This is a genomic window from Natronolimnobius sp. AArcel1 (assembly GCF_011043775.1).
Classification (GTDB): Archaea; Halobacteriota; Halobacteria; order Halobacteriales; family Natrialbaceae; genus Natronolimnobius.
In genome coordinates this window covers 1-14,414 of sequence record NZ_JAAKXY010000004.1, presented here as the reverse complement: position 1 = coordinate 14,414, position 14,414 = coordinate 1, and the positions used below count along the sequence as shown (strand labels likewise).

9 protein-coding genes and 1 pseudogene are annotated in these 14,414 nt (G+C 58.7%); 8 read left to right on the top strand and 2 right to left on the bottom strand.

Annotated features, from left to right (window positions below):
• The first annotated feature begins 86 nt into the window (after window positions 1-86).
• The 3 genes from G6M89_RS12400 to gfo6 all read left to right on the top strand — a co-directional run bounded on the left by G6M89_RS12400 (window position 87) and on the right by gfo6 (window position 4,773).
• Window positions 87-1,535: an aldehyde dehydrogenase family protein gene (locus tag G6M89_RS12400; protein ID WP_165162694.1), complete on the top strand. Its 1,449-nt coding sequence runs from the start codon at window positions 87-89 to the stop codon at window positions 1,533-1,535.
• 155 nt (window positions 1,536-1,690) lie between these two features.
• Window positions 1,691-2,926: a mandelate racemase/muconate lactonizing enzyme family protein gene (locus G6M89_RS12395; RefSeq protein WP_165162162.1), complete on the top strand. Its 1,236-nt coding sequence runs from the start codon at window positions 1,691-1,693 to the stop codon at window positions 2,924-2,926.
• 761 nt (window positions 2,927-3,687) lie between these two features.
• Window positions 3,688-4,773, top strand: a complete 1,086-nt coding sequence (gfo6, locus tag G6M89_RS12390; protein ID WP_241175336.1) for a D-xylose 1-dehydrogenase Gfo6 — start codon at window positions 3,688-3,690, stop codon at window positions 4,771-4,773.
• A gap of 336 nt (window positions 4,774-5,109) precedes the next feature.
• Here the strand turns inward: gfo6 and G6M89_RS12385 are convergent, their stop codons facing one another.
• A complete protein-coding gene (locus tag G6M89_RS12385; RefSeq protein ID WP_165162161.1) occupies window positions 5,110-5,475 on the bottom strand; it encodes a hypothetical protein in 366 nt (121 codons plus the stop codon).
• Between the two features lie 182 nt (window positions 5,476-5,657).
• Here G6M89_RS12385 and G6M89_RS12380 point away from each other — a divergent pair, with 182 nt between their 5' ends.
• The 3 genes from G6M89_RS12380 to G6M89_RS12370 all read left to right on the top strand — a co-directional run bounded on the left by G6M89_RS12380 (window position 5,658) and on the right by G6M89_RS12370 (window position 9,732).
• Window positions 5,658-7,103, top strand: coding sequence for an MATE family efflux transporter (locus G6M89_RS12380; protein WP_165162160.1), 1,446 nt, complete (start codon window positions 5,658-5,660; stop codon window positions 7,101-7,103).
• A gap of 101 nt (window positions 7,104-7,204) precedes the next feature.
• On the top strand, window positions 7,205-8,617 hold the full coding sequence (locus G6M89_RS12375) for an SLC13 family permease (protein ID WP_165162159.1): 1,413 nt from the start codon (window positions 7,205-7,207) through the stop codon (window positions 8,615-8,617).
• 53 nt (window positions 8,618-8,670) lie between these two features.
• Window positions 8,671-9,732 (top strand): NAD(P)-dependent glycerol-1-phosphate dehydrogenase, encoded by a 1,062-nt coding sequence (locus G6M89_RS12370; RefSeq protein WP_165162158.1) that lies wholly within the window; start codon window positions 8,671-8,673, stop codon window positions 9,730-9,732.
• Window positions 9,733-9,768: 36 nt separating this feature from the next.
• Here the strand turns inward: G6M89_RS12370 and G6M89_RS12365 are convergent, their stop codons facing one another.
• Complete coding sequence (locus tag G6M89_RS12365; RefSeq protein WP_165162157.1) at window positions 9,769-11,604, bottom strand: S9 family peptidase; 1,836 nt, start codon at window positions 11,602-11,604, stop codon at window positions 9,769-9,771.
• A gap of 421 nt (window positions 11,605-12,025) precedes the next feature.
• Between G6M89_RS12365 and G6M89_RS12360 the strand changes: the two genes are divergently transcribed.
• The gene (locus G6M89_RS12360; protein ID WP_165162155.1) at window positions 12,026-13,018 is read left to right on the top strand and encodes a hypothetical protein; all 993 of its coding nucleotides are present in this window, start codon (window positions 12,026-12,028) and stop codon (window positions 13,016-13,018) included.
• A 516-nt stretch (window positions 13,019-13,534) separates the two neighbouring features.
• Window positions 13,535-14,414: pseudogene (locus G6M89_RS12355) on the top strand (hypothetical protein); the annotation flags it as partial.

Genomic DNA, 14,414 nt, shown 5'->3' with positions numbered 1-14,414 from the left:
ACTGTCCTGACCGACGGGATGTTAGTGCACTCGAGCCAGCGGGCAAGACCATAAGAATCGTATATCTGGATGGCGATGATACGCATGTGACCGAACGCTACCAAAACTACGTTGGCGGAAACTGGACGGACGCGGAAACAGGCGACACGCTCGAGACGACCGATCCGGCGGCCCCGTCGGAGACGATCGCGGAGTATCAGGAGTCGGGTGTTGAGGACGCAAACGCTGCTGTTGAGGCTGCGGCGGCTGCCGAGGACGAGTGGGCTGACACCCCGGCACCAGCTCGTGGAGCCATCCTGCGCGAGACGGCAACCATCCTCGCCGACCGCAAGGAAGAACTGACGGAGTTGCTGACCCGCGAAGAGGGCAAGACCCACGCCGAAGCCGGCGGTGAGGTCCAGCGTGCGATCGATATCTTCTACTACTACGCCGAGAAGACCCGTGACCTCGGTGGCTCGGTCAAAAGCGCAAGCGGCCCGCGCACGAACCTCTACATCAAAGATGAGCCAGTCGGCGTCGCCGCACTGATCACGCCGTGGAACTACCCAATCGCGATCCCTGCATGGAAGATTGCGCCCGCGCTCGCGACGGGCAACACGCTCGTGCTCAACCCGGCATCGGTCGCTCCCGGCGTCGCCCTCGAGATCTTCAAGGCGCTCGACGAGGCCGGCCTCCCAGACGGCGTCGCAAACGTCGTCACTGGTCCCGGTAGCACGGTCGGTGATGCGATCATCAACCACGAGGACGTCGACGCCGTCTCCTTTACCGGCTCCGGCGAAGTCGGCCACATGGTCTACGATCAGGCCACGAACGACGGCAAGCGCGTCCAGACTGAACTCGGTGGCAAGAACCCAACCGTTGTCTCCGACAGCGCCGATGTCGAAGAAGCCGCCGAAATCGTCGCCAACGGCGCATTCGGCGTCACTGGCCAGGCCTGTACCGCCTGCTCACGCGCAATCGTCCACACCGACCTCTACGACGAGTTCGTCGACGCCGTCGTCGCACAGGCCGAATCTATCGAGATCGGCCCCGGCGACGAGTACGACATGGGCCCGCAGGTAACCGAAAGCGAACTCGAGGGCACCCTCGATTATATCGACGTCGCAGAGAACGAGGGCGCAACGCTCGAGACTGGCGGCGGCCAGCCAGAGGGTGAGCGCTTCGGTGAGGGCTACTACGTCGAGCCAACCGTCTTCAGCGATGTTGAAAACGACTTCCGCATCGCACAGGAGGAAGTCTTCGGACCAGTCCTCGCTGTCATCGAAGTCGAGGACTTCGAGGAAGGCCTCGAGGCCGCAAACGACATCGATTACGGCCTGTCGGCCAGTATCGTCACGGACGACCACACGGAAGCAGAGCGCTTCATCGACGAAGTCGAATCCGGCGTTGCGAAGGTCAACGACAAGACCACCGGCCTCGAACTGCACGTTCCGTTCGGTGGCTTCAAACAGTCCTCGAGCGAGACCTGGCGAGAGCAGGGTGACGCAGGGATCGACTTCTACACGATCGAGAAGACCGTCTACGACGGCTTCTAAGCCGCCGGCCGCTGTTCGCTTTTTTGTTTGTCGCGATTGTGCACGTCTATTGAGAAGTCTGGTGTGTCTGAATGGTAATTTCGTTGTGTGGTAACACCGCTTGGCCGACGGACATGCCAAACGTGATATACCCTGACGAACATTGCATTGATCGTATGCCGAACTATCGGAAACTCCACGATCCGAACGCAGAGTATACGATGCGGGACCTCTCCGCGGAGACGATGAACCTCAACGCCGACCGAGGGCCACGTGACGTCAAAATCACGGACGTTCAGACGACGATGGTCGACGGCAACTACCCGTGGATCCTCGTGCGCGTCTACACCGACGCCGGCATCGTCGGCAACGGTGAGTGTTACTGGGGCGGCGGTGACGATGCAATCATGCAGCGGATGGCGCCGTTCATCATCGGCGAAAACCCACTGGACATCGACCGACTCTACGAGCACATGATCCAGAAGATGTCCGGTGAGGGCTCCATCTCGGGCAAGACGATCTCCGCAATTTCGGGTATCGAGATTGCGCTTCACGACATCGCTGGAAAGGTCCTCGACGTGCCTGCCTACCAGCTCGTCGGTGGCAAGTACCGCGACGAGGCTCGGATTTACTGCGACCTGCACACTGAAGACGAAGCCAACCCAACCGCGTGTGCCGACGAAGGTGAACGCGTCGTCGAAGACCTCGGCTACGACGCGATCAAGTTCGACCTCGACGTGCCATCCGGTCACGAAAAGGACCGCGCAAACCGTCACCTGCGCGACCCTGAAATCGACCACAAGGTCCAGATCGTCAAGGAAGTCACCGAACGCGTCGGCGACCGCGCCGACGTCGCATTCGACTGCCACTGGGCCTTCAGCGCCGGCAGTGCTCACCGCCTCGCAGAGGCACTCGAGGAGTACGACGTCTGGTGGCTCGAGGACCCTGTCCCGCCAGAGAACCACGATGTCCAGCAGCAGGTTACCCAGCGCTCGACGACGCCAATCGCCACCGGGGAGAACGTCTACCGCACCCACGGTCAGCGCCGCCTGCTCGAGAACCAGGCTGTCGACATCATCGCACCGGACCTGCCCCGCGTCGGTGGTATTCGCGAGACCGTCAAGATCGCGAACCTCGCAGATCTCTACTACACGCCAGTCGCGATGCACAACGTTTCCTCGCCAATCGGAACCATGGCCTCCGCACAGGCCGCCGTTGCGATTCCGAACTCGCTCGCTGTTGAGTACCACAGCTACCAGCTGGGCTGGTGGGAAGACCTCGTCGAAGAGGACAACCTCATCGAGAACGGCCGCATGGAAGTGCCAGAAAAGCCTGGCCTCGGCCTGACGCTCAACTTCGACGCCGTCGAAGAGCACATGGTCGAAGGCGAGACGTTGTTTGACGAAGCATAAGCTGACGTCAAACTCGCAGCGCTTGCGCTGCGTTGTTCGACGAAGCGTAACGAAGTGAAGCTTCGTCGAGCACGTGAATCTTTGATTCACGAAGTTCGACGAGGCGTAAGCCGACGTCGAACTCACGGAGCTTTGCTCCAAGTTGTTCGACGAGATGCAAACAGACTCTTTCCTTTCTCTTCACCCTCGATCTGTCGATACGATCCTCGTCCAACACCTTGCGCTCTGGTGTTTCTGGTGGCAGATTGACTCCGCAAGTGGGGTGGATGTGTCCCAAGCAGGATGGTTGCAAACTCGTGCAAAACGCCATTTCACTCTACAGAATCTTGTTCTATAATAGAGAAATAGGGTCTGTATCTCTTCAGTTCTACAGAATACGCTTGGAGAACGGTTTATGATTTGCTCTCATCTCATCAACCTACAATCTGATTGCTGATCGTCCTTCTAACACACCCAAATCCGTGGTTTACGGCGGTCATTGGCTGTGATCGGCAATTGCCGATCGAATACCAAAACACCGAATTACAGTCGTACTCTTGTATTGAGTTGGTAATCGCCCTCGCTGTCCGTGGCCGATAGCTGGCATTTTCCATTCTTTGAAGGACTAGATATATTCTCTTACTCAGAACTAGGTTCTGAGTGAATTGCGGGCTAACACTACTCACCTCGAGCATAACTTCCTCCGCAGTGTATACGTCCACAGGCGATTGTGGCCGCCCGTGACCGAACGATTTTATTTACTTCCCTCAGTAATCGTTCGTATGGACACTCGCCCGATGATAACGCGGTTTACAGAGCGTGACTGGGAAACAGACGAAACCGATGGCTCCATTCGATTCGCATTAGTTGGGCTTGGCTGGTGGACGATGGATGTCGTCGTTCCCGCAATCGAGCAATCAGATTACTGTGAGACGACAGTACTGGTCAGTTCCTCGACTGAAAAAGCTGAGCGACTTGCCGACGAGAACAACGTCGAATCTGGCATTACCTACGACGAATTCCACGACGGTGCGGCGGTCGAAAAGTACGATGCCGTCTACATCGGCACGCCAAACGCCTACCACCTCGATTACGTCGAGACTGCCGCCGACCTCGAGAAGGCGGTTCTCTGTGAGAAGCCACTCGAGGCGACCGTCGAGCGCGCCGAGCAGTTGGTCGAAGCGGCCGACGAGGCCGACATTCCGCTGATGACGGCCTACCGGATGCACACCGAACCAGCCGTCCGGCGTGCCAAAGAACTCATCGAGGACGGCTTCATCGGGGAGCCGACCCACGTCTACGGCAACAACACCCAGCCAATTCTCGAGATGATCCCGGATCCTGATCAGTGGCGTCTTGACAGCGATGTAACCGGTTACGGGACCTCTGTGATGGATCTGGGAATCTACCCAATTAACACTGCTCGCTTCCTTCTCGAGCGTGATCCGATTGCCGCGGAGGCGCGCATGTCCTCGCCTGACGAGGCCTTTGATGACGTGCCAGACCAGTACGCAACAGTGACGCTGACGCTTGAGGGCGACCTGCCGCTTGTCTGTACGACGAGCCAGCACGCCCAGCAAGATACCCAACTCAAGATCATCGGCACGGAGGGCACTATTGAACTCCAGCCAGCGTTCCACGGCGAGGCGACTTTGCATCTGGCGCGAGGAAGTACGCGCGCGACGATCGAGGATGCAGAGTACACGGCCGTCGAAGAGATGCGCGAGGAGTTCGATTACTTCGCAGATCGTGTCCTCAATGACAACGCAATTCTCCCTGATGGCCACCACGGACTCGCAGATCTGCGAACAATCGAAGCGATTCACGAAGCCGCAGACCGCGACGAGCGTGTCGACCTCTCAGAATAGCGTATAACTCGAAAATCATATACGCTTTCTATCTTGGTCGAGTGCGTTATAATTGACTGTGTAATTAGAAGCGAATAGCAGCCACTGGGGGTGAAAACACCGTTTCGGAACTGGATCTATTTACAATAGTAGCTGTCAGTACTATGGGTTACCGACGATAGACTTTCCTTCAAACATGCAAAAGTCAAATATAGGTGAGCAGATAGCAGGCGTTTCTCGAGTCTGTACCCAAGATCGAATTCACAGAATATTGTCACTACACGCCAGCACATTTCGATTCACACGAAAACTGGACGATCAGGACAACAGTGGCCCAGTTGGGATGGTATCTACCAGTTACGCCTCGAGATTGCCTTTCGAGTCCCAGATTGAGGTGACCATATCGACAAATACTTCGGTTCGGATTGGGTGACCGCTGTCGCCAGTTTGCTCGAGAGAGGCCTCAGCGACGTTTCGAACCAGATCCTCGGTGTAGACCCAGTCAACTAACTCCTCGCGGACATCGAACGTGATTGTGTTATCGTCGTCCGTCGAGAGCCAAGCGACTGAACTCTGTTTCTCGTCGTACTCGAGGGTGTACGTTTCGCCGCCGATGAGGTCAACGACAGCGTCCATCTGTCCGATTTTGATCCAGTGGTCGCCCTCGACGAGATAGAGTGTACCGTCGTCGACAGCCCCCTCGTAGCGTGTTGGGTCCGTCATCTGTGCTGGCATATGGTGGGCAGACAAATATATCTAGTCGAGTCGTCCCGCGGGAGCAACTGCCGTGACAGATGTTCACGTTCGTCCACTGCGAGCAAGCAATGTTTCGAAACGTAACGGAATTCCTTGCCGGGTAACGAACAGCCATACTTGTCGCATCGAAAGTGCCCGCGTACTTCGACGTGTCTCGGTATCCAAACCCCCTTCGCCTGACAATACTCTGGATCGGACTCCTACTCGCACGGGTCGGTCTCATCGACCGCGACCGTGCAATCGAGACGACGGATCTCGCCTGGCCGCGTATCGTAACCGGTATCGCCCGAATGTCGAAAAACGCCGTCGACGTCGCAATGGTTGGCGTCGCCGTCGGCTCATCGGCAATCGCGGGTGTCGGTCTCGCTGGCCCCTACTGGGGACTCGCGTTCGCTATCGGCGGCGGTGTCGCCGGCGGAACGATTGCGCTCGTCTCACAGCGATTCGGTGCTGGCGCCCACGAGGAACTCGGCCGAGCTGTTCGCTCGAGCACGCTGCTCGCCATTATCTTGACGCTCCCGGTGACGGCCATTTTTTGGGTGTACTCCGTCGAACTGGTCTCGTTGCTTACCAACGAAGCGCCGGTGATCGACCACGGCGCGACGTACCTCCAGGTCGTAGCACTCGGCATTCCGTTCGCGGCGCTGAATCTCGTCGGCAGCCGAGTGCTCGTCGGTGCTGACGACGCCTACACGGCGATGCAAGTCCGTGCTGGCGGCGCTGTGATGAACATCGGACTCAATGCCGTCTTCATTTTCGGCCTCGACTGGGGCGTCGCCGGCGCGGCACTCGGGACGGTCTTTTCGAACCTCGCCGTTGCATCCGTGTTCGCTCTCGGGATCGCCCGTGGCCGCGTCTTCGGTATCGGCGAGTTCCCGGTCAAGGTCGACCCGTTCGGCACATACATCGATTCTAACATGGTCGCCGACATCGTGAGCATCGGCACCCCAATCGGCGCACGAAACCTGGTCTGGACCGTTGCCGAGTTCCCAATGCTCTGGATCGTTGGCTCCTTCGGCGAGACGACCCTCGCCGCGTTCGTCATCGCCCGGCGCATCTGGGGACTGATGAACACGCCTGGCTGGGGCTTCGGACTCGCATCCTCGAGTCTGGTCGGCCAGTCGCTTGGGCAGAACAACGAGGGAGTCGCGGAGGCCTATGGTCGCGATATTATCCGCTTCGCTGTCGCGACGTACGCCGTCTCTGCAGTTCTCATCGCCATCTTCGCTGAACAGATCGTCATGCTGTTCGCGGAAGACCCGACGGGGCCAGTGATTCCGATTGCCGTGAGCCTCGTCTATGCCGCCTGTTTCGCGACGCTGTTCCAGGGCGTCTCCGGCGCTGCTGCAGGGCCGTTAGATGCCAGTGGTGATACGCGCATTCCGTTCGTCAGCCAGGTGATCGGGATGTTCTTCGTCGCGATCCCGCTTGCGTTCCTCGGCGCGACGACGAGTCTTGGCTACTGGGGACTGTACCTCGCATTCGTCGCCGAGACGTCCGTTCCCGCGGCTATCAACTACTGGCGGTTCCGAACGAACAAGTGGAAGAAGATCAGCGAGGGCTACCGCCCCGACGCCGCGAGCACGTCGGACTGACTGCTCGCTGCGCAGCGTCTCCGTCGAGTCCCGGCATCACCCCGCGATACTCGAGCCGGGAGCCGAGACAGATTTAACACCACACTCGAGACTGGGACACAATGGGCCACCGACGACTCCTCGAGCGGCTACAGAGTCCTGTCGTCGCGTTTCCCCTCTCGCTGGTGGCTGCACTCGCAACCTGCCTCGCTCTCGAGTCGGCAACTGGCTCGCTCGAGACGGCGGCGATGGTCGCGATAACGGTCTTCTGTATCGGGCTCTGGATTCTAACGCCGATTCCACCGGCCTACACTGGCGTCCTCGGCATCGGGCTGCTCGCAGTTGTGTTCTCACCGGCGGCCGCGCTGACCGGCTTTCAACAGCCCGCAACGTGGCTCATCGGCTTTGGCCTGTTGATGGGTGAGGCTACGCGACGAAGCGGGCTGGCGATCTGTGCCGGCCACCGACTCGCAGCCGTGACGCTCTCGAGTGCGTCCAAGGCGTCGCCGCTGCAGGCGTATCGCCGACTTCTCCTTGCGCTTGCTCTCGGTGCGCACGCGCTCGCACTGTTTATTCCGTCGTCGCTCGTTCGCGTGCTGATTCTCGCTCCTGTGCTGATCGAAATCGGCTCTCGATTCGACTCGCGGGAGGCACAGGCGGGACTCTTTCTTGGGCCGCTGCTTGCCTCGTTCTATGGCTCGTCTGGCATTTTGACGGCCGATCTGGCGAACATCATCGTCGTGGAGTTCGGCCAATCGATTGCAGGCCACCGAATCGGCTGGGCCGAGTGGGCGGTGCAACTGTATCCGATCATGGGACTGGCGCGGGTCCTGCTCGTCGTTGGTATCGTCTATCTCCTGTTTCGGCCACCCACTGGACAGACAGCGTCTGCCATCGCCTTCGACGGTGGAGAACACACTGCCGGCAGCGCCGAGCGCCGAATGGGTGCGTTCTTGCTCGTTGGCGCACTCGTCTGGGCGACCGATTTCGTCCACGGATTCCATCCAGTCGTCGGCGCGGTTGCCGTCGTCGCGCTGGCGTTCTTGCCAGGCATTGGCGTCGTCGACTTCGAAACCGTCGGCACCGAGACGGACTTCTCGATCCTGTTTTTCATCGCAGCCGTGTTCGCGATTGGTGACGGCCTCGCGGAAACAGGATTTACGGACACCGCAGCCGAGTCGCTGCTGGCACTCGCCCCGATGGATGCACCGCTTCCAATCATGCTTGCGTTTGTGTTCCTCTGTACGCTCTTGCTTGCCGTTTCGATGGAGGGACTCGCCATCGCCAGTGTCTTTACGCCCATCCTGATCTCCTATACCGAGGCCGCCGGACTGCCCCTCGAGCCCGTGTTGCTGACCGAAACGATGGCGTTGACCACGTTCTTCTTCCCGTATCAGTCGGCGGTGCTCGTCGTGATCCTCGCACAGGGCGTCGTCGACGCCGGCGAGTTGATCAAAGCCCTAATTCTGTGTTCGCTTGCGACAATCGTGTTCTTGCTCCCGCTACAACTGGCGCTGTTTGGGCTGGTGTATTGAGCGTGCGTACTCGAGGAACAACACGTATGGTCGATGGGTGTGACTGGGTAGATATGTTCGAGAAGTCGACGTGGATTCGACTGCCGCGAAACGTCATCGTCGGCCACGACGTCCGCTCGTCGGTCGTCGAGGTCGTCGACGATCTTCACCTTCAGGGGCGGCCGCTGTTCGTCACCAGTCCGACACCGCGGAAAGTCGCTGCTGATCCAATCGCTGCGGATTTCGAAGCCCGCGATATCGACCCCGCTATCGTCTCCGTCGATACCGCGAGTTTCGATGCTGTTGAGGAGGTCATTGAAACCGCCAACGCTGCCGACGCCTCCTATCTCGTCGGCATCGGCGGCGGCAAAGCCATCGATATTGCCAAAATGGCCAGTGACCACCTCGAGATGGGCTTTCTCTCCGTTCCGACGGCGGCCAGTCACGATGGCATCGTGAGCAATCGTGGCTCGGTTCCGGACGGCGATACGCGCCACAGCGTCGCCGCGGAACCGCCGCTTGCAGTCGTCGCGGACACTGGTATCCTCGCCGAAGCGCCGTGGGAGCTGACCACCGCGGGCTGTGCCGATATCATTTCGAACTACACCGCGGTGATGGATTGGCGACTCGCAAAGCGACTCAAAGACGTCGAGTACTCCGAATACGCGGCCGCGCTCGCGGAGATGACCGCCGAAATCCTCGTCGATAACGCCGATCTCATCCGCCCTGGCTTGGAGGAGTCAGCCTGGGTCGTCACCAAGGCGCTCATGTCCTCGGGCGTCGCGATGAGTATCGCTGATTCCTCGCGCCCAGCCAGTGGAGCCGAGCACCTCTTTTCGCACCAACTCGACCGGCTCGCACCCGACGCGGCACTGCACGGCCATCAGGTCGGCGTCGGCTCGATCATGACGGCGTACCTCCACGGCGGCGACCGCGGCTTCTGGACGGATATTCGTGATGCGCTCTCGAGCATCGACGCGCCAACGACGGCGGACGAACTCGGGATCGACGACGAGACTGTGGTGGAGGCGTTGACAACCTGCCACGAGATCCGCGACCGGTATACAATTCTCGGCGACGGAATGAACGAACGGGCGGCTCGAGATGTGGCGAAAAAGACTGGCGTCATCTCCTGATCGCGTCAGCGTCTTGCGTCACTGTCTGCAGACTCCTCAGACGTGCTCGTCGAGGAAGTCCGCAATCGCAGAGTAGGCTTCGATGCGGTTCTCGAGTTTCGAGAAGCCATGCCCCTCGTCCTCGAAGATGAGTTTGCGGACGGGAACGCCCTGCTGTTCGGCTTTCTCGGCGATCTGTTCGGCTTCGCCGACTGGCACTCGAGGATCGTTTTCGCCGTGCAAGACGAACAGTGGGGCCTCGATGTGCTCGATGTTGTTCGTCGGCGAAATTTCCTCTAAGAACTCGCGATCCGCAGCGAGTGAGCCGTATTCGGCCTCTCGCAGCTCTCGACGCCAGTCGCCCGTGTTCTCGAGGAAGGTGACGAAGTTCGCGATGCCGACGATATCGATGCCGGCCGCCCAGAGGTCGGGGTACTCGGTCAGTGCAGCGAGCACCATGAACCCGCCGTAGGAGCCTCCCTTGGCGATGATTTGGTCAGAATCGATTGCAGGGTGGTCCTGCAACCACTCGACACAGGCCTCGATATCGGCGACGGAGTCCATTCGCTTTTCCACGTCGTCAAGTGCGGCGTAGTCGGCACCGTAGCCCGCCGACCCGCGGACGTTCGGCTCGAAGTAGGCGTAGCCTCGGTCGAGGAAGTACTGTTTCACGCTCGAGAACGAGGGCCGACGCTGGCTCTCTGGGCCGCCGTGGATGTCGACGATGACGGGTGCGCCGCCGTTGCTCGCCGATGCGCTCATTTCGTCCTCGCTCGGGAGGGTGAGGAAACCGGGGACTTCCAACCCGTCGAAACTCTCGACGTGGACGAGGTCAGATTCGTCGAACGTCTCCCGTGGAATACCCGCTGTGGGTGCGTTCGTCCACTGTTCGCTCTCCCCGGTTTTCACGTCGACGACGAAAACGTTCGTATTGACCGCGTCTCCGGAGGTCGACAGCGCAAACCGCTCTGCGTCGGGGTCGAAGCTCACGCCGCCGGAGATTCCACCCGGCAAGTCGGGTTCGGGGAACGTCTCGAACGCCGTCGGATCGTCCGCATCGAACTCGCCGACCGTTAGGTCGGTGTAGCCCTCGACATTACGCGAGTAGACGAACCGCCCCGTTTCGTCGTCCAGTGCGATGCCGTCGACGTTCCATCCATCTCCGTCGACAACGGGATCGAATTCCTGGCTCTCTACATCGAGATACGCCAGATACAACGTGTCTGCATCTCCCTCGTCGGTCACGAGATAGATCCCCTCACCATCAGGTGCCCAACTCGCGCTCTGGTAGCGCACGTCGCCCTCGTGGGGTGTGAGGTGCTCGAGTTCGGGCTCTTCTGCCTCGAGATCGAGCACGTAGAGGTCCTGGTCGAAGTTGGAGTACGCTTGCGAGACGAGCACTCGAGAATCGTCGGGACTCCAGCCAGACAGTGAGAGCCAGCCGTCGCCCTCGTAGACCAGGGTTGCATCGTCTCCCGTCTCTTCTCGTCCCTGAACGTAAATGTCAAAAACCGACTCGTCGCGACGGTTCGAGGCAAACGCGAACCGGTCGCCGTCGTGGCTCCAGCCACCCCAGCGGTGTTTGGCATCCGGCTTTGCAGTGAGATTCTCGATTTCGCCCGTCTCGGTCTCGAGTCGGAACAGCTGTGCGCGTTCGTTGCCACCCTCGTCCATCCCGAAGATCAGTTCGGGCCGTTCGGGCGACCACGAGGCGAACGTGACCCGTTCGTCGTAAAACGTTCGCTGCTCGGGCCAGGATTGGGGCTCTTCGAGCGTCCAGACCTGTCCCGTGCCGGTTGTATCCATCAGAAACGCCAGCTGTTCGCCGTCGGGGCCGAACGACGCGCCGTAGGCGCTTCGGATGTTGAGATAGCGTTCGATGTCGTAGCTCATACGAGCCCTGTCTCGATTCGAGGCGGTAGGCGTTTGGGTTCCGGAGAGCCACTCAAGGCGAGACCAACGGATCGGTATGAATGTCTCGATTGTTTCACGCGTAAATGGGTGCCAACAGCACGCAGGCAGGTGATTGTGACTGGATGGACTCGAGGCCAGCACGGAGGTGGTGATAGACCAGTAGCACCCAGTTCCAGTGCACCGCGACAGTCTGTGGCTGGATTGGACAGGGACACAGCAGGGGTGTGCCGTCAGTTTTGATCTCTGTAGTGTCTTATATATTTCTGTCAATATAGGTCGACCGTACAGACTGCTCACTCAGTCCGACGTCTCCTGTCGGTACCCGTGTACCCGGACAGTACCGGGCCGAATACCTCAATTGCTGCGCTTAACAAAACGTGGAGACTTGGTACCGCCGTGTATGAGTGGTACAACCGACGACAACAGCGACCCGGTCGGCATCCTTCTCGTGACGATTCTAATCGTCCTCGTTGCGTTTGGAACGACCGTCGCCGTCGTCGGCTCCGAATTCGTCACCGACGAACTGGATCCGAACGATGAGGCTGAAACCGACGAAAGCGACACCACTGGCGCACTCGGTAATGATACCGTCCTCGAGTCAGGACCGGACAACGAGAGCAACACGACCGATGAGACGACGGATAGCGACAACGAAAGTACAAACGAAAGCAGTGACGACCATGTGAACGAGAGCGCCGAAGACATCCTCGAGGATAACGAAACCACCCTCGAGAACGAACGTGTCGCAGAAAACGCTTCGAACGAATCAGCCGACCTCAACGAGTCAGTGTTCGAAAACGAATCGGCTGCCAACGCCTCGAGCGAATTGAACGCTTCGAACGACTCTGTCTCCGAATCGGCAAACGAGAGCACAGCGACAAACGAATCGCTCGAGGATAACACCACGAGCGATGATATCGCGGCGAACGATTCGGTCGAAGCGAACGAAACCCTCGAGGCAGATAACGCGACGACAGCAGAGAACACAACAATCTCGAACGAGTCCAATTCGAGCGATGAGGCGCTCGAGTCGGATAACGAGACGACAACCGCGAGTGAGGTCGACACGGCGGATGATGACGATTCGGGGTCCGATGACGATGCTGAGGCAGATGATGATGACGCTGGAACTGACGACGATGAAGCGGCGACGACGTCGGATGACGACGGCAATACGGACGGTGACGCAGACGACAGTGACGACGTAGCGACGGATGACACAACCGATACTGACGGCGACGCAGACGACACGGTACCCGACGAGACAGACGCTCCCCCAGAGTCCGACGATGAGGAGGCCGCGGACGGTGATGACGATGACGATGGCCTCTTCGACCCGGTCGGCTCGTTCTTTGAGGGCATATTCAGCTTCGGCGACGAAGACGACGACTGAACCGTCAGTCGATCGCAACCCTCTTCGAGTTCACTACTCGCGCGATGACACACTGTTTCGTGTCAGTTCGACTCTCATGATGGTAGAGTAATGATCAATATCGTCTGTTACATGGCTCGTCACTGGTCGGGCCAGTATTGGTCTACTCTCGTGGTTCAAACAGTGCGTTGACCAGTTGAACGACACGATTAGCCGTCGTTTCCTATCGTTGTCACCATTGTTTCAGACAGGACAACTCGAGATTTGGCTGTTGTTTTATACAATTAGATTATCCCGTATATAACGATGGTTTCTGCGAGTATACCGCTCGATCTGTGCCGAATGTCTGGAACCCATAACAAAGGCGTGACTCCGCTTGATACCGATCGCAGTTTACTATCCATGAGACAACAGGGAATACTACCGTCGATGCGGGGTACCGACGCTGTACCGTCAGCGAAATCGGGATTGATACTTTTCGTAGCGCTTGCGGTTACCATTGGGCTCACCGTTGCGGCCGCGGGGGGCGCAGTCGCTGTGACTGGACCGGACGACGCACACGACGAACACGACTACGAGGAACTGCTCGTCTCGACGACCTGTGAGGCCGACACAAACGTCCTTACTGTCGAGAACCCAAACGATGAGACCGTCTTCCTTGGGCTCAACTGGACCGATGACATTGCGCAGTCTTCGATCCAAATCGAAGCCCACGGCGATGACGGAGACGCCCAGACCCAACAGACGCAGTTCTCGACATCGACCGCTGTCGAGACGACAGCTGATGGCGAAACCGAAACTGTCACGACGCTTTCGACGTCGATCGAGGCAACTGACACCGTCTCGCTGCTCGGGCTCGCAGACGGCACGTACGAGCTCAACGCGACGGACGAGTACGACTACGACGTGCCGCTCAACGAATCCGAAGTCACCCTCGAGTGCGAAGACGAGGAGACGGCACCAAAGGATGATGAGCAACCCGAAGAGCCAGCGGACGATGACGAACCGAAGGCTGCTGAGGAAGTTGTTTCTGATGCTAGTGCGGACCTGACAGAGACTGACGCGAAGCAAGTGGTTGCAGACGACAAAGATGCCGTTGAGGACGAGGAGAAAGACGACGAAGATGAGAAACAGGATGCACCAAAAGCGGATGACATAGAGGACGAGAAGGACGAGAAAGACGAGGAAGTAGATGACAAGGACGAGAAAGATGAGAAAGACGAGGAAGAAGATGACAAGGACGAGAAAGATGAGAAAGACGAGGAAGTAGATGACAAGGACGAGAAAGATGAGAAAGACGAGGAAGTAGATGACAAGGACGAGAAAGATGAGAAAGACGAGGAAGTAGATGACAAGGACGAGAAAGACGAGAAAGACGAGGAAGTAGATGACAAGGACAAGAAAGACGAGAAAGACG

Excerpts from the sequence above, each read along its gene's own strand:
- G6M89_RS12365 (WP_165162157.1), bottom strand. The coding sequence starts at position 11,604 with ATGAGCTACGACATCGAACGCTATCTCAACATCCGAAGCGCCTACGGC.
- G6M89_RS12375 (WP_165162159.1), top strand. The coding sequence starts at position 7,205 with ATGGGCCACCGACGACTCCTCGAGCGGCTACAGAGTCCTGTCGTCGCG.
- G6M89_RS12360 (WP_165162155.1), top strand. The coding sequence starts at position 12,026 with ATGAGTGGTACAACCGACGACAACAGCGACCCGGTCGGCATCCTTCTC.
- gfo6 (WP_241175336.1), top strand. The coding sequence starts at position 3,688 with ATGGACACTCGCCCGATGATAACGCGGTTTACAGAGCGTGACTGGGAA.
- G6M89_RS12395 (WP_165162162.1), top strand. The coding sequence starts at position 1,691 with ATGCCGAACTATCGGAAACTCCACGATCCGAACGCAGAGTATACGATG.
- G6M89_RS12385 (WP_165162161.1), bottom strand. The coding sequence starts at position 5,475 with ATGACGGACCCAACACGCTACGAGGGGGCTGTCGACGACGGTACACTC.
- G6M89_RS12370 (WP_165162158.1), top strand. The coding sequence starts at position 8,671 with ATGTTCGAGAAGTCGACGTGGATTCGACTGCCGCGAAACGTCATCGTC.